This window comes from Rhizobium sp. A37_96 (assembly GCF_053521765.1).
In genome coordinates this window covers 178,538-198,972 of record NZ_JBNWDS010000010.1, presented here as the reverse complement: position 1 = coordinate 198,972, position 20,435 = coordinate 178,538, and the positions used below count along the sequence as shown (strand labels likewise).

General features: G+C 61.8%; 12 protein-coding genes. All 12 read right to left on the bottom strand.

Annotation, left to right across the window (positions count from 1 at the left end; all coding sequences use genetic code 11):
• Window positions 1–20: 20 nt before the first annotated feature.
• A complete protein-coding gene (locus ACQZ6J_RS23070; protein ID WP_449085747.1) occupies window positions 21–8,531 on the bottom strand; it encodes a GH36-type glycosyl hydrolase domain-containing protein in 8,511 nt (2,836 codons plus the stop codon).
• Window positions 8,532–9,430: 899 nt separating this feature from the next.
• The gene (locus ACQZ6J_RS23065; protein WP_204326577.1) at window positions 9,431–9,589 is read right to left on the bottom strand and encodes a hypothetical protein; all 159 of its coding nucleotides are present in this window, start codon (window positions 9,587–9,589) and stop codon (window positions 9,431–9,433) included.
• Window positions 9,590–9,751: 162 nt separating this feature from the next.
• The gene (locus tag ACQZ6J_RS23060) at window positions 9,752–9,940 is read right to left on the bottom strand and encodes a hypothetical protein (RefSeq protein ID WP_163987266.1); all 189 of its coding nucleotides are present in this window, start codon (window positions 9,938–9,940) and stop codon (window positions 9,752–9,754) included.
• Window positions 9,941–10,099: 159 nt separating this feature from the next.
• A complete protein-coding gene (locus ACQZ6J_RS23055; RefSeq protein ID WP_449085746.1) occupies window positions 10,100–10,849 on the bottom strand; it encodes an ABC transporter ATP-binding protein in 750 nt (249 codons plus the stop codon).
• On the bottom strand, window positions 10,846–11,679 hold the full coding sequence (locus tag ACQZ6J_RS23050) for an ABC transporter ATP-binding protein (protein WP_163987268.1): 834 nt from the start codon (window positions 11,677–11,679) through the stop codon (window positions 10,846–10,848). Before ACQZ6J_RS23050 ends, ACQZ6J_RS23055 begins: the two co-directional genes overlap by 4 nt.
• The gene (locus tag ACQZ6J_RS23045; protein ID WP_163987269.1) at window positions 11,676–12,602 is read right to left on the bottom strand and encodes an ABC transporter permease; all 927 of its coding nucleotides are present in this window, start codon (window positions 12,600–12,602) and stop codon (window positions 11,676–11,678) included. The genes ACQZ6J_RS23050 and ACQZ6J_RS23045 overlap by 4 nt, the downstream gene beginning before the upstream one ends.
• On the bottom strand, window positions 12,599–13,666 hold the full coding sequence (locus ACQZ6J_RS23040; protein WP_163987270.1) for an ABC transporter permease: 1,068 nt from the start codon (window positions 13,664–13,666) through the stop codon (window positions 12,599–12,601). The genes ACQZ6J_RS23045 and ACQZ6J_RS23040 overlap by 4 nt, the downstream gene beginning before the upstream one ends.
• Window positions 13,667–13,687: 21 nt before the next feature.
• A complete protein-coding gene (locus ACQZ6J_RS23035; protein WP_449085745.1) occupies window positions 13,688–15,328 on the bottom strand; it encodes an ABC transporter substrate-binding protein in 1,641 nt (546 codons plus the stop codon).
• A gap of 36 nt (window positions 15,329–15,364) precedes the next feature.
• Window positions 15,365–16,435, bottom strand: coding sequence for a dipeptidase (locus tag ACQZ6J_RS23030; protein ID WP_163987272.1), 1,071 nt, complete (start codon window positions 16,433–16,435; stop codon window positions 15,365–15,367).
• A 187-nt stretch (window positions 16,436–16,622) separates the two neighbouring features.
• Window positions 16,623–17,648 (bottom strand): ABC transporter permease, encoded by a 1,026-nt coding sequence (locus tag ACQZ6J_RS23025; RefSeq protein ID WP_163987273.1) that lies wholly within the window; start codon window positions 17,646–17,648, stop codon window positions 16,623–16,625.
• A gap of 32 nt (window positions 17,649–17,680) precedes the next feature.
• A complete protein-coding gene (locus ACQZ6J_RS23020; protein WP_449085744.1) occupies window positions 17,681–19,222 on the bottom strand; it encodes a sugar ABC transporter ATP-binding protein in 1,542 nt (513 codons plus the stop codon).
• 72 nt (window positions 19,223–19,294) lie between these two features.
• Window positions 19,295–20,221, bottom strand: coding sequence for a sugar ABC transporter substrate-binding protein (locus ACQZ6J_RS23015; RefSeq protein ID WP_163987275.1), 927 nt, complete (start codon window positions 20,219–20,221; stop codon window positions 19,295–19,297).
• Between the last annotated feature and the right edge of the window lie 214 nt (window positions 20,222–20,435).

Below are 20,435 nucleotides of genomic sequence, written 5' to 3'. Positions count from 1 at the left end.
GTAAAACAGTGCAGGAAACGCTACTGTCCGATCGGATGGCCCTCTTCGGGATGGGCGATCGCCCTGTCATTAATCGTGACCGAGTATCCCGTCGCATCGGGCGCTTTTGAGACGGAAATACGGTAATTTCCGCTCGGCAGCTCGAGATCCGCCGCAAAGCCATCCCAGTTCGAAGGCAGTGCCGGCTTGACGAAAAGTCGGCCGTTCTTCACGCGGATACCGAGAATACCTTCGACAGCGACGCGATACAGCCAGCCTGCGGATCCCGTATACCAGGTCCAGCCGCCACGGCCGGTCAATTGTCCTTCGCCGTAAATATCAGCCGCGACCACATAGGGCTCTACACGATAGGTATCGGCCTGATCACGATCGCGTGCATGGTTGACCGGGTTGAGCATGTCGAAGCAATGCCAGGCATCGTCGCCACGATTCATCTCTGCCAGCGCCATGACGACCCAGGTCGCGGCATGGGTATACTGGCCGCCATTTTCGCGGACGCCCGGCGGATAGGACTTGATGTAGCCCGGATCGCGCGCCGACTTGGCGAAGGGCGGGGTGAAGAGCCGGATGATGCGGTTTTCATCGTCCACCAGCTTGTCGAGAACGGCATTCATCGCCTTCTCGCCACGCGCCCTGTCGCCTTCGCCGGAGAGAATGTTCCAGGACTGCGCGATCGAATCGATCTGGCATTCGAAATTCTCGCTGGAGCCGAGCGGGCTGCCGTCGTCGAAGTAGCCGCGACGATAGTGGCCGCCGTCCCACCCGGCCGTCTCCAGCGCCTTGCGCAGTTCCGGCAGGTGATCCGCCCAGCGCTTGACGCGCTCCTTGTCGCCGCGCGCTTCGGCATAAGGCACGAAGGCGGTGAGCATGCCGGCCAGGAACCAGCCGAGCCAGACGCTCTCGCCACGGCCCTGCACGCCGACGCGGTTCATGCCGTCATTCCAGTCGCCGCCGAGGATCAGCGGCAGGCCGTTGCCGCCCTTGCGCTTGACCGCGAGATCGAGGGCGATGGCCGCATGCTCGTAGACGCTGACCTTATCCTGCGACACGGTCGGCTGATAGAAGACGTCATGCGTGCCGGGCATCAATGCCGCACCTTCGACGAAGGCAAGCTCCTCGTCGAGGATCGATTTGTCGCCCGTCACCGTGCAATACTGATCGATGGCATAGGCGAGCCAGACGACATCGTCGGAGATGGACGTACGCACACCGGCGCCGCTGCCCGGCAGCCACCAATGCTGCACGTCGCCCTCGCGGAACTGACGCTGCGCCGCATTGAGGATCTGGTTGCGGGCAAGCTCCGGCTTGTGCATCAGGAAGGCCAGCGTATCCTGCAGCTGGTCGCGGAAGCCGAAGGCACCCGACGACTGATAGAAGGCCGTGCGCGCCATGATGCGGCAACCCAGGCTCTGATACGGCAGCCAGGCATTGATCATGTTGTTCATCGCCTTGTCCGGCGTCGAGATTTTCACATGACCGGTGAAGCCGTTCCAGAACTCCCGGTTCTCCGAAAGCACGGCCTCGAAATCCGCCTTGCGGATCTCGGAAACCAGCACACGGGCTTCTTCGACCGTGGCGGTATCGCCCATATAGAAGCAGATTTCCTTCTGCTCGCCGGCCGCGATCGTCACATCGAAGGCCAGTGCGCCGCAAGGATCACCGTCCAGATCGGCGGAGTTGGAGAGCGCGGCAGCGGCAACGACGGCTTCCGGCATCTGGATCGTGCCGTGGCGGCCGATGAACTCGCGACGGCTTGCCGAGAAGCTCGAATGCGTCTCGCTCGCCGCCATGAAGGCGGTCCGCTTGAAGTAGTCGATGCTGTATGGGTTGTTGGCAAACAGCGCCCCCGTCTCCTCATCCAGCGTCGACAGGATGAAGGGCCTGGTCTTGTTCTGATTGATGCCGAGCACCCATTCCGCATAATTATAGATCCGCAACCGCCGGCTACCGGCGCCGTTGTTGCTGAGCCGCAGGCGGAAGAGCTTGACCGGGCGCTCGCGATCGACGGTCTGCGTCAACTCCAGCGCCACGCCGTCCTCTTCGCTCGAGAAGACGGAGTAGCCGAGACCGTGACGGGCCTCGAAACGGACCTTCGCGTTGCGCGACAGGCCGGCATAGGGCGTCATGACCTTGTTGCCGTCGAGATCGGCCACATAGAGCGCCTCCCCCGGACGGTTGACGACCATGTCGTTGGTCCACGGCGTCAGCTGGTAGTCGCGCGAATTGTGGCTCCAGGTGAAACCGCCGCCTTCGGCGGGGACATGGAAGCCGAAGCGCTCGTTCGAGATGACGTTGATCCACGGATGCGGCGTCGACTGGCCACCCGGAAGGCGGACGACATATTCGCGGCCGTCCTTGGAGAAGCCGCCATAGCCGTTCCAGAAATCGAGATCGTCCTGCGCCTCCAGTATGTCGGCCGCAAAGACCGATTCCTGCAATGCAGCAGGCACGGTGAGGCGATTGACCGGCGCCGGCCCGTCGGACTGGGCGGAGGCAAACAGCGTCGCCGCGCGTGCGATCTGGTCCACCAGCTTGCCGTTGCGGGCATGGAAGATCACCCGCGATGCGGCAAGGATCTCCTGGTAGGTCTCGTTCTCGATCAGGTCCTTGCGAACCGAGAAGATGTTCTGGCGCAGACCGTCGCCCTGATTGTGACGGACGTGCTCGACGAGCTTGTCCAGCTCGCGCTGCATGTCCTGAATATGGTCGACGGCGCGTTCGTTGACGATCACCAGATCGGCGTTGATGCCGCGCGAGCGCATATATTCCGCCGCCATCAGCGCTTCCCTGGCGATTTCGAGATCGACATCGTCGTTGATGCGCAGCGTGAAGATCGGGAAATCGCCCGAGATCGTCACCGGCCAGAGCGCGGACTGCGAATGCAGGCCGGCCTGCACGGTGGCGCCGTCGGCGCGCAGGTGCATGTCCGGATAGACGAGATAGCGTGCGAGTTTCTGGAACGCGGCCGCCTGCTGCGAGGTGACGCCGACATGGCGCATCTGCATCTGCGTACGGGTCCACGCCTGCGTGAGCTCGATCCCGAAAGTATCAGGATTGCGGTAGCGCTCGACGGCCTTGTCGACTTCCTCGCGGTTCGATGCGGCGATGGTCCAGAAGATCACGCTGACCTTCTTGCCCGCAGGAACGCGCACGACGCGGCGCAGCGACAGGCAGGCGTCCATGGTGAAGCCGTCCGTGCCGGAAAGGGTCGCCCCCGGATCGAATGCCGCGGCTTCCGCAAGCGTGCGGCCACGGCCGAGGAACTTGCGGCGATCGGTTTCGAACTCTGTCGGGCGTTCCGATCCGGCATTGTCGACCACCAGATGGGCGACCGACATATCCGGCTCGTTATAGTCGCGCTTATTGCGCTCGGCACGGATCACGTCGCCGCTATTGCCGATCTCGGTGCGCACGAACATGCGCGTGAAGACCGGGTGACCGGAATCGACGTCGTCGCTGGCAATTGCCGGCTCGAGATAGGAGGTTACTTCGATAAAGCGATCTTCCGCACCCATGTTGAGCAAGGTCACACGGCGGCCTTCGGCATCGTGCTCGGTTGCGACGATGCATTCGACGTCGCTGGTGAGATCGCCGACCGTCTTGCTGTATTCGGCCTTTTCATCGCTGAAGGAGACCTTGGCCTTCTCTCCTTCGATGCTGCGCGGCTCGGCGGTCGCCGACCACCACTGGCCGGAGGCCGTATCGCGCAGGAAGATGAAGGTGCCCCACCGGTCTTCCGTCGGGTCGGCGCGCCAGCGCGAGACCGTCAGGCCGTTCCAGCGCGAGTAACCGGCGCCGGTCGCGGTCAGCATGACCGAATAATGGCCGTTGGAAAGGAAGGCGAGCTCGCGATCCTGCGTGGCCGGATCGGCGATCTTGCGGATTTCCGGACGCAGCATGTCTTCCTGGATATTGGCCGGCTGGTCGCTCTCATGCTTGGCGGCCATGACCGGAATATCGCGGGGTGCCTTTTCCTGCAGCAGCAGTTCGGCCGCTTCGATCACCGGATCGGAATGGAAGAGCTCTCGCAGGCGGCCGTTGAAGGCGACGTTGGCGATCGCGGCGATCGACATGCCGTGATGGTGCGCATAGTAGTTGTAGACCACAGCGCATTTCTTGCCCTCGGGAACGCGCGTCGGCGTGAAGTCGACGGCATCGTGGAAGCCGTAGACGCCGAGTGCGCCCACCTTGCGCAGCTTCTGCAGATTTTCCAGCGCCGCGGCCGGGCGATACTGGCTGGCCAGGATCGAAGCGTAGGGAGCGATGACGGCATTCTGGCCGAGACCGCGCTTCAGGCCGAGGGAAGGCACGCCGAAATTGGTGTACTGGTAGTGCATGTAGTGGTCGCGGGCGTTGAAGGCCGCTTCCGAAATGCCCCAGGGGATATCGGAGCCCAGGCGCTTGGCGTAGTTCATCTGCTCCTGCACGACCAGATTGTTCGTCTGGTTGAGGATACCGCCCTGGCGCTCCTGCATGACGAGCGGCGGCATCAGATATTCGAACATCGAGCCGGACCAGGAGACCAGCGCACCGCGCGAGCCGACGGGCACGACCTGACGGCCCAGGCGATACCAGTGCTCGGTCGGCAGATCGCCCTTGGCGATGGCGAAAAGGCTGGTGAGGCGGGCTTCGGAGGCAAGAAGGTCGTAGCAGGCGGCGTCGAGCTCGTTGGTCTCGACGCGGAAGCCGATCGAGAGCAGGCGCCGTTCCGGACGATAGAGGAAGGCATATTCCATGCCGAAGGCGAGATTGCGCATCTCGTCCCGCAGCTTCGCCAGACGCTGGCGCAGCGAATCCACATTGGCGAGGTCGAAGATGCTGTCGGCGACATGGCCTTCGCAGACCTTCACGAGGGATTGCGACCAGGTGAGCACTTCGCCGCTCTGCGTCGACTTGACCTCATGGTCGAGATTTGCCGCCAGCTTCTGGATATCCTGCGCCAGCACCGAGAGGTTGATGACGCGGATGGAGGCGAACTCGTGCTCGCGCTTGACGGCGGCAAGTGCGCTCTGGAAACCGGCGATGCGCTCTTCCAGGCGGCGGCGCAGCGGGCGCACCGTCTTGCGGTCGTCCGGGAGCTCGGCAAGCGTTTCGGCGAGAATGCCGGCAACATCGCCGATACCGTCGAGATTGCCCTGCATATGCGCTGATGGTGCTTCCGCCCAGATGCGGCAGGCGGAGGAAACGGCGATCAGATGGCCGGCGAAGTTGCCGCTATCGACTGCCGAGATGTAACGCGCGCCCATCGGCTTCAGCGTATCCGTGTGATACCAGTTGCACAGGTGCCCACGGAATTTTTCGAGCTTCGCCACGGTCGCCATGGTCTTTTCCATGCGATCGATGGTTTCCTCGAACGAGGTCCAGCCGAAATGACGCGCCGAGATGACGGATAGCAGGTAGACGCCGATATTGGTCGGCGAGGTGCGCGAGGCGACGACGGCATTCGGGGTCTGCTGCACGTTGTCCGGCGGCAGGTGGTTCTGCTGTTCGACGACGAAGGTCTCGAAATAGCGCCAGGTGCGGCGGGCGATCTTGCGCAGCTCGAACGAAACGCTTTCCGGCACTTCGAGCCGGTCTTCGGTTTCGGCCGACTGGCTGACATACCAGGCGATCGCCGGCGACAGAACCCAGAGCAGCGCAAAGGGGATGCCGACGAAGAAGGCGTTGTCGCCGGAGAGCGACGCGAAGGCCAGAGCCAGCAGCGCCAGCACGGGCGCATGCCACATGACGCGATAGTGACCGAGGATCGTCGTCTGGGCTGCTGCCTGCGCGCTTGCGGCGGTCCGCCATTGCAGCATCAGCTTGCGGCTGACGAAGGCGCGGTAGAGCGAGCGGCCGATGGCATCGGCCATGATGCAGGCGCCGTCGGCGATGAAGACGATACGCAGCGCGACCTGCGCGTTGGCGGCGCGAATATCCGTCCACACCGTATAGAGATGGGCGCGGGCGACGATATCGCTGCTGCGCGGAATGATGCCGTTGATAAGAGACAGCGTCGGCGCGACGAACAGGCAGAAGATCAGCAGGATCTGCCAGATCAGGGCAGCGAACGGCCCCATGAAGTACCAGCCGAGGACGGAGGCGAAGAACCAGGCGATCGGCGTCAGCGAGCGGCGCAGATTGTCCATCATCTTCCAGCGGCCGAGACCGGTGACACCGCGCTTCGGATTGAAGAGATAGGGAAGCAACTGCCAGTCGCCGCGGGCCCAGCGATGCTGGCGCGAGACTTCCACTTCGTAGCGGATCGGGAAATCCTCGACCAGTTCGCAATCCGTGACCAGCGCGCAACGCGCCATCGAGCCTTCGAGCAGGTCATGGCTGAGAACGGCGTTTTCGTCGATCTTGCCCTTCAGCGACGCTTCGAAAGCGTCGATATGATAGAGGCCTTTGCCGGTAAACGTGCCTTCCTCGACCAGATCCTGGTAGACGTCGGAAACGGCAAACACATAGGGGTCGAGACCGCGATTGACCGAGAAGACGCGCTGGAACACCGACGCATCCTTGCCCGTGGTCAGCGACGGGGTCACGCGCGGCTGCAGCACGCCGTAGCCGCGCACGACGCGCTTGCTTTCGGGGTCGAAGACCGGGCGGTTGATCGGGTGATGCAGCTTGCCGACGAGCTTCGTCACCGTATCGCGCACCAGGCGCGTATCGGAATCGAGCGTCATGACATACTGCACGTCCTTCGGCACGATATTGGCGCCGGGCAGGAAGGTGGTGTCGCGGTCGCCGCGCAAAAGCAGGTTCAGCTCGTGCAGCTTGCCGCGCTTGCGCTCCCAGCCCATCCAGGCGCCTTCGGCCGGATTGTAGAGACGGCGACGATGCAGCAGATAGAAGCGCTGCGTGCCATCCTCATTGTAGCGGGCAGCCAGATTGGCCACTTCGCGGCGGGCATAGTCGAGGATTTCCAGATCGCGCTCGCTCTCCTCCTCCTGGCTGTCGGGCCAGTCGCTGAGCAGCGCGTAGTAGATTTCGCCGCCCGGGTTCGCGAGGTAATGGACTTCGAGATTGCGCACGAGTTCGTCGACGCTGTCGCGGTTGCCGATCAGCGTCGGCACGACGACCAGCGTGCGGGCCTCTTCCGGAATGCCATCCTTGAATTCGTAGCCGACCAGGCGTGCCGGCGTCAGATACATGGTGACGAAGAAGTTGAAGAGGCCGGTGGCGCCTTCCGACGCCGGCAGCGAGAACATCAGCAGGAGCAGAATGGTCTCGGCCCAGCCCATGCCGGCGTGCAGCATGAAGTAGCCGACGACGACCAGCGCCACGACAGTAAGGAACAGAACCGGCGCGGCGATCGACAGCCAGTTGAGCTTGCGCCACTGGCGCACGAAAGTCACGGACAGCGGCGCACGATAGCCGATGGCCTTTTCCAGCTTCTGCGTCTGCTGGCCCATGATGTAGTCGCCGATATTCGGCTCGCGCGGATCGCTCTCGGCCGATGTCCTGGCCGCTTCGGTCATCGCCATGGCGACCTGGGCGATCTCCATTTCGGTCTTGTCGGACCGGCGGGCAAGCTTTTCGATGCGGCGGCGATAGCTGTTGCGCGAGCCTGGATCGAGCTTGGCGTAGTCGGTCTCGTCCCAGAGCAGCTTGTCGACGGCGCTGACCTCTTCGACCCAGACGGACCAGTCGGTATCGTCGATCAGGCGCAAGCTCTTGATGATGTTGCCCATCGTCACGTTGCCCGACGAAAGGCGGTTGTGCTCGGCCATCATGACGCTTTCGGCGTCGGTGCCGGCCTCGGCGAGCCGCTTCTCCAGCCAGGTCACGGCAAGACCCGACGTATGCGAGCCGTCGCGAAGGCGGTAGAGGAACTGCGTGGCGAAGGTATTGTCCGAGGTATAGGGCTCGAGCGTCTTCAGGAACTCGGCGACCTTGGCATCGTCATTCAGGCGGATCAGCTCGTCGGCGGCGGCATTGGCCTTCTTGCGCGTGATGCGGCTCTGCTCGACGCGGCTCGAAATGCGGCGCAGGTTTTCGACGAGGATGTAGCGCACCAGCGAGGGCACGGCCCAAAGCTCGCCGATCTTCAGCATCTCCACCGACTGGAAGCCCTCGACCAAAGCCAGCAGGCCCTGGTTGGAAACCGTGCTGTGCGTGTGGGCGACGTAGAGCCAGGCCAGCGCCATGGTGCGCGGCATCACCATGCCGCCGATGGTCAGCGTCTGCAGCTGGTCGTAGAACTTCTTCGGAAAATCGCGGCGGACTTCCTGAATGGCCTCTTCGATGATGTAGTGGTTGTCGAGCAGCCATTCGGCCGCCGGCGTGATCGATTCGCCGGCATCGACATCGGCATTGGCCGAGCGATAGACGCGCAGGATCTCTTTCTCGTTCTCCTTGTGCCGGGCGAAGAAATCGAAGGGGGCAAAGCCCGGCAGCTTGGTGCTGGCGCCGTTGCGGGCGAAGGTCGCGCCGCATTCCCGTATCTGCTCGTTGGAGAAATACGAAGCGCGGATCGCATCGTTGTGATCGATCTGCTTGGCTTCAGAATCGCGCGGCGTAACGGTGGAGAGATTTTGAGATGTCATGGATTCGGGTTCTGGGTCCAAACAGAGTGAGTGGCATTATCGCCTTTATCGTTTTTGCCCTGCCTGACACAAGAATTCACGCATCTGGACCCTTTTGCTTCGCTTCCCGGCGGGCGAAGGGGGTGAATTCGAAGTGACAGCTTAGAACAAACATATAGAGGCGAAGATTTTCACGGGGCCGGTCTTAGGGATCATGGCGTCTTTGCCATCATCCCCGGTGGGTGTCCGTGAAACTGGATACGCGGCCAAATGGTTCCGGCAGCGATCCGCACACGTCAACGACAATCGATCAAGGTCATGAGGCATTCTCCTTCGGCTGATTGATCCCGTTTCGGAAATTCAGCATGGTTCGGCATATTGAACCCTCAATATCCCGCAGAAGATGAACTTAAACTGAACCCCCTCAAAAGATTCGCGAATTCCTTTCGAAACATCCCTTTTGCGGAGCGATGATCCATCCGAAACGAAGCCACATGCAAGCGCTCGCATGGGATGCATGCGCCGGCAAAGGCGGCCGCGCTCTCATGTCACGCCGTGCGGAAACGGCTATTTTTCAGTCCTGGAAAACGTGCAACGCACAAATCCGAATGGCTTCTTCACGCCGCCAAATCCTGACTGCGCCCAGCCGCCTCCCCGAAAGCCTCTTGTTTGCGTGAAGCTTACTGTTTTCACGCCGTATATGCCATCAGCCCGGCCAAATTTTCTTTGCCCGGCGAAATTCCGCCAACGAAATGGGAGAGGGATTGCCTTGAAGGGATCGCTGACGTTGGAGAGGACGAGCCAAACAGGCTTCCGACCCCCGGCCGGCCAAGCCTGTCACCATCCATATATCAGGAAATCGGCCGCATCGGCCAAGCGATCAGCGGCGGCACGGGATGCCGCCCCGCAAAACATCGTTTTCAGACAACGATGCCGCAAACGATGGCCGCGACGAACAGGAATGCAGCCGAAAACAGAGCGACGTGAACCGCGGTCTGTATCTTGTGCCGCGTCTTGGCGGCACGCTTGGAACCATCGAACTGATTCACATGCGTATTCGAAATACCCAAATTCGCCATGTGTTGCCTCCGTTCGTTTCTTATGTATTTCGCGGGCCAAGCCCAAAACGGATATTCATACATTTCCTATCAATTAGGTAGAGATGAATTTCCGTCCAGAACGCGACCCGAGAAAAATTAAACCACTGGATTTCGAGGACCCGAAAGATCGGCAATGCCAATTCAGCAAAGAATGCGGCGGGCCCAAATCAAGCTGCGCTCGATGGCGCTGGTATCGGCCGTCTGCTCTTCGGCAGGCCCGGCCTGGCGGCGGCAATTGTCTTCGGAAAGAGAGGCGGACCGTGCACCTTCCTGCTTCGCCGGAACCGGCGGATGAAGATAGCCCATGGTCATGCCACCCATGAAAAACATGCCTGCCTCCACTCGCGTGTGACCCGTGATCGGGATCACGAAAGTTAACTGCCATTAACGAGATCATGACAGAATTGCGGCAGGTGTCAATAGTCTATACGATTGGTCGTGTTTAGCCGGCCCATTCGTTAACGGGCCGGGAGCGCAAAAGTCGTCCGCTCAGGCGCGGACGAACCCCTTGCTGGCAACCATGAGATTGCGTGTGTAATCTTCCTTGACGTCGCCCGCCGCGAGCTCCCTCGCCGTCAGTCTCTCGACGACTGCGCCGTTGCGCATGACGGCCAGACGCTCGCACATATGGGTGACGACGCCGAGATCGTGGCTCACCATCACGAAGGTCAGATTGCGGTCCTTGCGCACCTGTTCGAGCAGGTTGAGCACCTCGGCCTGCACGGAGGCATCGAGTGCCGAGGTCGGTTCATCGAGCAGCAGGATGGACGGCTCGACGATCAGCGCACGGGCAATGGCGACGCGCTGGCGCTGGCCGCCGGAAAGCTGGTGCGGATAGCGGAAGCGGAAACCGGTGCCGAGGCCGACTTCATCGAGCGCACGGGCAATGCGCGTCTCGGTGTCGCCAATGCCGTGGATCGCCAGCGGCTCCAGCAGCAGCCGGTCGATCGTCTGACGCGGGTGCAGGGAACCGTAAGGATCCTGAAACACCATCTGCACCTGCCGATAGAAGGCCTTGCTGCGTCTTGCTCCCTTCAACTGCTCGCCACCGACGCGGATGGTGCCGTCGGTAACGGGCGCCAGACCCGCCACAGCGCGCAGCAGCGTCGACTTGCCGGAGCCGGACTCGCCGACCAGGCCGAAGGACTCCCCCTCGTTCACGTCGACGCCGACGGCATCGAGCGCATAATAGCCGTCATAGACGACGCTGAGGCCATGAACTGCAAGTGCTGTCGTCATGCCGCCCACTCCGGCTTGCGGTCGAGCACCGGCAGCGGATGCCGGTTCTCGCCGACGACAGGCATGCAATTCAGCAGGCCGCGCGTATACGGATGCTGGGCATTGTTCAATTCGGAAGCCTTGAGCTCTTCCACCACCTTGCCTGCATACATGACGATCACGCGATCGCAGAAGGACGAAACCAGCCGCAGATCGTGCGATACGAAAATCAACCCCATGCCGCGCTCCGAAACGAGCTTGTCCATGATCTTGAGCACATCGAGCTGGACCGTGACGTCGAGCGCCGATGTCGGCTCGTCGGCGATCAGCAGCTCAGGCCCGGCGATCAGCATCATCGCGATCATCACGCGCTGGCCCATGCCGCCGGAAACCTCGTGCGGGTGCAGGTCGTAGACACGGCCGGGATCGCGGATCTGCACGGCCTCCAGCATGGCCAAAGCACGTTCGCGCGCCTCCGCCCTGCCGACCTTCTCATGCGTGCGCAGCGTCTCGGTGATCTGCCGGCCGATGGGCATGACGGGATCGAGCGAGTATTTCGGATCCTGCAGCACCATGGCGATGCGCTTGCCGCGCAGCGACCGGCGTTCCCTGGCCGAGGTCGACAGCAGATCGATGCCGCTGAAATCAAGCCGGTCGGCCGTGACGATGCCATGCGGCGGCGTCAGGCCCATGATGGCGCGGCCGGTCTGCGACTTGCCGGAACCGCTTTCGCCGACGATGCCCAGCCGTTCGCGGCCGAGCGTGAACGACACGCCGCGCACGGCATCGATGACGCCCGTGCGCGTCGGATAGCGAACCTTGAGGTTCTCCACGGTCAAAAGCGTCGTCATTGCCCGCTCTCCTTCGGATCGAGCGCATCGCGCAGGCCGTCGCCGAGCAGGTTGAAACCGAGGCTGACGACGAGGATCGCGATGCCGGGCATGGCCGCCACCCACCACTGGTCGAGATAGTATTTGAAGCCGGTCGCGATCATCACGCCCCATTCGGGCAGCGGCGGCTGCGCGCCGAGGCCCAGGAAGCCGAGGCCGGCGGCCGTCAGGATCACGCCCGCCATGTCGAGCGTGACACGCACGATCACCGAGGAGATGCAGAGCGGCATGACATGACGGAAGATGATCCGCAACGACGACGCGCCCATGAGCTGCACGGCGGCGATATAGTCAGAACGCCGCACCGTCATCGTCTCGGCCCGCGCCAGGCGCGCATAGGGCGGCCAGGAGGTGACGGCGATGGCGATGATGGCGTTTTCGATGCCGGCCCCCAGCGCGCCGGCAAAGGCAAGCGCCAGCACCAGCTTCGGAAAGGCCAGGAAGATGTCGGTGACGCGCATCAGGATCGTATCGGTCCAGCCGCCGAGGTACCCGGACACCATGCCGATGATCAGCCCGATCGGCGCCGATATGATCGCCACCAGCACGACGATGTAGAGCGTCCAGCGCGAACCGTAGATGAGGCGGGACAGGATATCCCGCCCGAGGTCGTCGGTGCCGAGAAGGTAGCCCGGCGTGCCGGGCGGCTTCAGATAGGCGTTGGTCAGGTCGCCGATGACGGGCGAATGCGGAGCGATGACATCGGCCAGCGCCGCCACGAGCACGAGCGCGACGATGATCAAAAGCCCGATGACAGCCAGGCGATTGGCGGAGAACTGCCGCCAGGTGACGTAGGCACGCCCCAGTCTGGCCTGCCGGCGCGACTGCGGTCGGTCTGACAGCAGCCAGTCACGCCAGCCGGGTTGGGTGGTCTCAGCCGTCATTTACGTCGGGTCCTTGGGTCGAGGGTCCGATACAGAAGATCGGAAATGAGATTGATGCCGATGAAAACCGTGCCGACGACGATGGTGCCGCCGAGAACGGCGTTCATGTCGGCATTGCGCAGCGAGCTGGTGATATAGAAGCCGATGCCCGGCCAGGAGAACACGATTTCCGTCAGCACGGAGCCTTCAAGCAGACCGGCATAGGAGAGCGCGATCACCGTGATCAGCGGCACGGCGGCGCTGCGCAGGGCATGGCCCCAGATCACCCTCGTCTCCGAAAGCCCCTTGGCGCGAGCCGCGACGATATATTCCTGCCCCAGTTCGTTCAGCATGAAGCTGCGTGTCATGCGGCTGATATAGGCGAGTGAGAAGTAGCCGAGCAGCGAGGCCGGCAGGATGATGTGGCGGAAGACGTCCCAGAAGACATCCCACTGGCCCTGCAGCACGCTGTCGAGCAGGAAGAAGCCCGTGATCGGCGTGAAGGTATATTCGAAAGCGATATCGATGCGGCCGGGATAGGCCACCCAGTTCAGCTTCGCATAAAAGATGACGAGCGAAACCATCGCCAACCAGAAAACCGGCACGGAATAGCCGACGAGGCCGACGACACGGACGATCTGGTCGATGAAGCTGTTGCGGCGGACGGCGGCAAGAACACCGAAGGGAACGCCGAACACGGCGCCGATGATCGTGCCGACGGTGGCAAGCTCCATCGTCGCGGGAAAGACGCGCTTGATGTCATCCATGACCGGGTTGGTCGTCAGCACCGAAATGCCGAAATCGCCGCTCAGGGCGCTCAGCAGATAATAGTAGAACTGCAGATAGAGCGGCTGGTCGAGGTGCATCTCGCGCCGCAGACGTTCCAATACCTGCGTCGGCGCGTGATCGCCGGCGATCGCCAACGCCGGATCGATCGGAATGACGCGTCCGATGAAGAAGGTGACGGCCAGAAGGCCGAGATAGGTGGTGACTGCCACGACGAGGAATCGCAGCAGTCCCATAAGAAAAGGAGCGGCACGGCCCTTCTTGGGCCGCACCTGCATTTTCCGTTCAACTGTGCTCAAAAGACCAATCCTACCGGATCATCACTTGGAGATCGGCCAGACGAAGTTGTTGTCGAAGCTCGGGCCAAGCTTGAAGTCCTTCAAGTCCTTGCGATAGCCGGCAACTTCCGTCTGTTGATAGAGGATGATGAACGGGCTTGCGTCCAGGAACTTCTTCTGGATTTCCTGATACATGGCGCCGCGCTTGACCGCATCGCCCTCGAACAGGGCCGCCTTGGCTTCCTTTTCCAGCTCAGGCGAGGTCCAGGTGTTGCGCCAGACAAGCGTCTTGTTGGTGCTGGTGTCGGAATTGTCGTCGTTGGTCGTGAACGTATCGGCGTTGGAATGGGGATCCCAATAATCCGGGCCCCAGTTGCCGAAATAGATATCGTGGTTACGGGCGCGGTACTTGGTCAGCTTCTGCTTGCCGTCGCCGGGGATGATCTCCACCTTGATGCCGGCCTGGCCGAGCGTCTGCTGGATCGCGGTCGCAATGCCCGTATCCGGCTCGATGCTGCGCACGTCCATGGTGATCGAGAACCCATCGGGCAGACCTGCCTTGGCGAGCAGTTCCTTGGCCTTGGCGACGTCGAGCTTGAACGGATTTTCATCCAGCGAGCCGAGCATGCCCTTCGGTTCGAAAGTCTGGTGGATCTCGCCGATGCCCTTGATCAGGGTCTTGCCGATGGCGTCGTAGTCGACCAGGTACTTGAATGCCTGCTGCACTTCCGGCTTGGCAAGATTGGCGTTCTTCTGGTTGAGGCTCATGTAGTAGATCGTGCCCTTCGGCGCGCTGGTGGAAGCGAGCTGCGGGTTCTTTTCGACGGCCTCGAGGTCGGTCGGCGAGAGATTGCGGGCAATGTCGATATCGCCGTTCTCAAGCGCCAGGCGCTGTGCGGAGCTTTCCTTCATGAAGCGATAGATGACGCGGTTCAGCTTCGCCTTGTCGCCGTAGTAGTTGTCGTTGCGCTCCAGCACGACGGCTTCGTTGGCGCGCCATTCGCGCAGCTTGAACGGGCCGGAACCGGCAAAACCGGTCTTCAGATAGGCATTGCCGAAGTCGTTGTCGTATTTGTAGTCGGCGGACGGCGTCACCGGCTTCACATGCTGCAGGACGAGCTTCTTGTCGACCACTTCGGCGACGGTCGCCGTCAGGCAGTTCAGCACGAAGCTTGGCGCGTAGGGCTTGTCGACGGTGAAAGTGAAGGTGTTCGGATCGGTCGCCTTGGCCTTTTCCGTCACGTTGTCGCCGTTGAGGCCGAACTGGGTGAGAATGAAGGCCGGGCTCTTGTCGAGCTTGACGACGCGCTCGAAGGACCATGCAACGTCATCGGCGGTGATCGGGTTGCCGGAGGCAAACTTCAAGCCGGGCTTCAGCTTGAACGTATAGGTCAGGTGATCGTCGGACACCGACCAGCTCTCGGCAATATCGCCCTTGATCTTGGACGTGTCGTCGATGTCGAGGCGAACGAGCAGGCTGTAGGTGTTGCCGGTGATTTCCGCAGCCGACAGCTCATAGGCCTCGGCCGGGTCCATGCTCAGGATGTCGTCGAATGCGAAGCCTTCGACCAGCGTATCCTTGGGCGTCGCAGCATATGCGTTGGGTGCCGCCATCAGCAGAAGCGAGAGAGCCGCGCCGGCGGAAAGCGCGCGGAAACCGCGGTTCATCTTGGTAATCATCATTGTTTTCATTCCCCTCTTAGTAAACTTTACGCAATATCAGGACGCACTTGATCGGCTGCCTTCCTTCCAAGCGGACGCGAGGACGCGAAGCCAGTTCTCCCTGCACAGCTTTACAAGATCGGCTTCACCATAGCCAACGTTCCGAAGGGCGGCAATCAGGTTTTGATTGCCTGCCGCATCGCCGATTTCCTCCGGAATCGTCGCGCCGTCGAAGTCCGATCCAAGGCCGACGCAATCGATGCCGACGCGACCGACCAGATAGTCCACATGCCGCACCATCGCCTCGAGCGGCGTATCGGCATCCGAACGGGCGTCCTCGCGCAACATCGCCGTCGCATAGTTGAGGCCGACGATGCCGTGGCTCTCCTTGATGGCGTCGAGCTGCTTGTCGGTGAGGTTGCGCGCAACGGGCGTCAGCGCGTGCGCGTTGGAGTGGCTGGCCACCAGCGGCTGGTCCGAGGTCTTGGCCACGTCCCAGAAGCCCTTTTCGGTGATGTGGGCGAGATCGACGACGATACCGAGCCGATTGCATTCCCGCACCAGCGCGAAACCCGCCTCCGTCAGGCCCGGTCCCGTGTCGGGCGAGCTCGGAAAGGCAAAGGGCACGCCATGGGCAAAGACGTTGTTCCGGCTCCAGACGGGGCCGAGCGAGCGCAAGCCGGCGGCGTAAAAGGTTTCGAGCGCGATGAGATCGGCATCGATCGCTTCGCAGCCTTCCATATGCATCACGGCGGCGAAGATACCCTTTTCGATGCTGTCGCGGATATCAGCGGTGGAGCGGCAGAGCTTCCAGGCGCCGGCACGGTCGAGCCGCAGCGCGATCGCCGCCATGTCAAGCGCGATGTCGAGCGACGGCGCGCGCTCCAGCGGGGCCGCGAGCGGCGTGGCATAGTGACCGTTGCTGTCCGGATCGGCAAAGACGAGATCGCCTGACGGGATATAGATGGCGCAGAGCCCGCCGGCCAGCCCGCCCGCCTTGGCACGCGGCGCATCGATATGGCCGCTTGACGTCCCGTCCCTGAATTCGGCGATCGGGTCGGCGCCGTCACGCGCATGATGCCAGAGCCTCAGGAGAACGTCGTTATGACCATCGAATACGGATTGCATCGTCTATCCTGGATGAAGCGCTCGGGAGAGCGAATGGAAAGCGGCAACAATAGAAAAGCTGGCGGAATTCGCCATACCCAAATGAAAAAAATTTGCATTTGCATGGAATGGCATATTCAAACGGAAAAGGCGGGGCAAAACCCCGCCTCTGGAATGTGGTCCGTATCGCTGACGATGCTCGGGCGTTTCAGCGCTTGGCCCGCTTCTTCTGGCGGTAGACGTCGATGGCGACGGCGGCGACGATGATGAAACCCTTGGCGATTTCCTGATAGTAGGCATCGACGTTGAGGAAGGTGAAGCCGGAGATCATCACCCCGAGGATCACGGTGCCGATCACGGTGCCGGCGATGCGCCCGACGCCGCCGGTGAGCGAGGTGCCACCGATGACGGCCGCCGCAATCGCGTCCAGCTCGTAGTTGACGCCCATGCCGGCCTGCGCCGTCTGCACGCGGGCCGCCGTGATGATGCCGGCGAGACCGGCCAGAAGCCCTGCAATTGCATAGACCTTGACCAGATGCGCCTCGACGTTGATGCCCGAAACGCGCGCCGCCTGCACATTGGCGCCGATCGCATAGGTGAACTTGCCGTAGCGCGTGTAGCGCAGCACGACATGGAAGATGACCGCGATAATGAGGAAGACGACGACAGGCCAGATTCCCGAACCGATGAAATTGAACTGATCGGTCAGGCCCGAGATCGGCTGCCCCTTGGTGTAGAGTTTCGACAGGCCGCGGGCCGAAACCATCATCCCGAGCGTGGCGATGAAGGGAGGGATCTTCGTCTTGGTGATCAGCTGGCCGTTGACGTAGCCGGCGGCCAGGCCGATCAGCAGGCCGATGCCGATCGGCACGAAGAAGGGCATGTCGGTCAGCGCCGGATAGACGGCCCTCGCCCATGTCGACGACTGCGCGAAGCTCGCGGCGACCATGGCCGTCAGGCCGACGACGGAACCCGAGGACAGGTCGATGCCGCCGGTGATGATGACCTGCGTCACGCCGACCGAGATGATGCCGATGACCGAGACCTGCAGGATCATGATCTTCAGGCGCTGCAGGTTCATCAGGAAGCTCTGCCCGACGAAGATCCAGCCGAGGACTTCACAGAGGAGCGCGATGCCGATCAGCACCAGGAAGATGCCGAGTTCGGGCGGCACACGGCGGCGTCTCGGACGTGTCAGCGGCTGCACCGCCGTCTCCGCAACTTTGGTAACCATGGTTCAATCCTCCCTTGCGATGATTGGCGGCGTCACTGCGCGGCCAGCTCCATCACCTTCACTTGAGTTGCGTCCGCGCGATCCAGGAATCCCGTGACCCGTCCTTCATGCATCACCATGATGCGGTCGCTCATGCCGAGCACCTCGGGCATTTCCGACGAGATCATGATGACGGCAACGCCGTTGCGCGCCATTTCGGTGACGAGACGATGAATTTCCGCCTTGGCGCCGACGTCGATGCCGCGCGTCGGTTCGTCCAGGATCAGAATGCGTGGATTGGTGAGCATCCACCGGCCGATCAGCGCCTTCTGCTGATTGCCGCCGGAGAGGTTTTCGATCCGTTCGTCGAGGTTCGGCGTCTTGACACGCAACTTCCTCGCCATTTCCTCGCAGGCCTCTTCGATGGCACCTTCCTGCACGAAGCCGCCGCGCACGAACTTGTCGTGCAGCACGGCCACCTGCATGTTCTCAAGCACGCTGAGGATGAGAAGACAGCCCGTATCCTTGCGGTCTTCCGTCAGGAAGGCCATGCCGTGACGGATCGCCGCCGCCGGCGAGGCGATTTCCGTCTTCTTGCCGAAGAGCTCGATCGTGCCGGAAGAGGCGGGCGTAACGCCGAAGATGGTCTCGGCGACATTGGATCGACCCGAGCCCACAAGCCCGGCAACGCCGAGAATCTCGCCGGCCCTCACCTCGAAGGACACATTGGAGAAGACACCGTCGAGGCAGAGATCCTTGACGGAGAGCAGGGTTTCGCCGATCGGCACCTCCTCCTTCGGGAACATCTGCGTGATCTCGCGGCCGACCATCATGCGGATGATATCGTCGCGAGTCACATCGGTGGAGGCGTGCGTACCGATGTATTTGCCGTCGCGGAACACCGAAAACTCGTCGGCGATCTCGAACAGCTCGTTCATCTTGTGGGTGATGTAGACGATGCCGATGCCCTGGGCGCGCAGGTCGCGGATAATCTGGAAAAGATGCGCCACCTCGCGCTCGGTCAGGGCCGAGGTCGGCTCGTCCATGATCAGCACGTCGGAATTATAGGACACCGCCTTGGCGATTTCGACCATCTGCCGGCTGGCGACGGAAAGCTCGCGCACCTGGATCTCCGGGTCGAGGGAGATGTTCAGGCGACAGAAAAGTTCTTCGGTCTTGCGGCTCATTTCCGCGTGGTCGACGAAGCCGAAACGGTTCTTCGGTTCGCGCCGGATCCAGATGTTCTCGGCAACCGTCATGAACGGCATCAGGTTAAGTTCCTGATGGATCATCGCGATGCCGTTTTCCAGGGCATCGAGCGGCGACTTCAGCCGGATTTCGACACCCTTGAGGCGCACCTCGCCCTGGTCGGGGATATAGATGCCGGCAAGGATCTTCATCAGCGTCGACTTGCCCGCGCCGTTTTCGCCCATCAGCGCATGCACGGTGCCGCGCTTCAGACGGAAGGAAACGTCGTCGAGGGCCAGAACGCCCGGAAATTCCTTGCGGATGCCTTCCGCGCTCAGCAGATAGGCGGCATTGGGAACGGCGCCGCTGCTGCGCACCGCCGCCATGGTGGATGGGCTCACAACCATTTTTCCCTCCCGGGCAGATCGGATTTCAAAGGGTGCGGGATCAGACGCCCGCACCCGTCGATCATTGCGTCATCAGTTCTTCTTGACGAAGTCCTTGACGTTGGCCGGCGTCACGAGCTGGAAGGGGATGTAGACCTTCTTCTCGATCTTATCGCCCTTGGCGAGCTTGAGCGCGGCATCGACCGCGCCCTTGCCCTGGCCGGCGGCATCCTGGAACACCGTGACCTTCAGGTCGCCGGCCTGCATGGCGGCAAGCGCGTCCTGCGTCGCATCGACGCCCGCGACGACGATCTTGTCGAGAGGCTTGCCGGCAGCCTTCAGAGCCTGAATGGCGCCGATCGCCATTTCGTCGTTGTTGGAGATCACGGCATCGAATTCGAGGCCGCTGGAGAGCCAGTTGGTCATAAGGTCGGAGCCCTGGGTGCGCTGCCAGTTTGCAGTCTGCTCCTGAACGATCTGGATGCCCTTGCACTCGTCGGTCGCCACCACGTCATGGACGTCCTTCGTGCGCATGCGGGCAGCCTGGTTGGAGAGCTCGCCCATCATGATGACGGCCTTGCCCTTGCCACCCAGCAGCCTGCACACTTCCTTGGCTTCCAGCGTGCCGGATTCCTGCTCGTTGGAAGCAACGAAGGCCTGGTTGTCGGGAAGGCTGTCGACGTTTGCCGGCTCGCGGTTGACGTAGACCAGCGGGATCTTTGCTTCGGCGGCCAGCTTGGAAATGGCAGCCGTCGCGTCGGTATCGACCGGGTTCACGATGATGGCATCGACCTTGGACGCAATGAAGTTCTGGATCTGGCTCTGCTGCTTGGCGATGTCGTTCTGCGCGTCTTCGACCTGCAGCGTCACGCCCTTGTCCTTTGCGTAGTCCTGCATGCCGTTGCGCAGAACGGTCAGAAAGTTGTCGTCGAACAGGGCCATCGAAACGCCGATGGTTTGAGCGTGGGCAGCGGTCGACAGCAGAAGCGCCATTGCAGTGCCAAGGATAAATTTCTTCATGTTTTCCTCCCAGATACGGTGCCCGGCCGCACCCCTCCTGAATGCCGGAGCCCCCAGTCTCAACCGCAGGGCCTTTCATTAATTTGGCCGCCACTCCCATGGTGGCCACATTAAAAACGGAACAAACAAACCGTAAAATTCATTATGCGGAATATTCATTCCATTTTTCACTGCAAAGGTCAACACTAAATTCTGGCCGCCCGCCAGCAGCGGC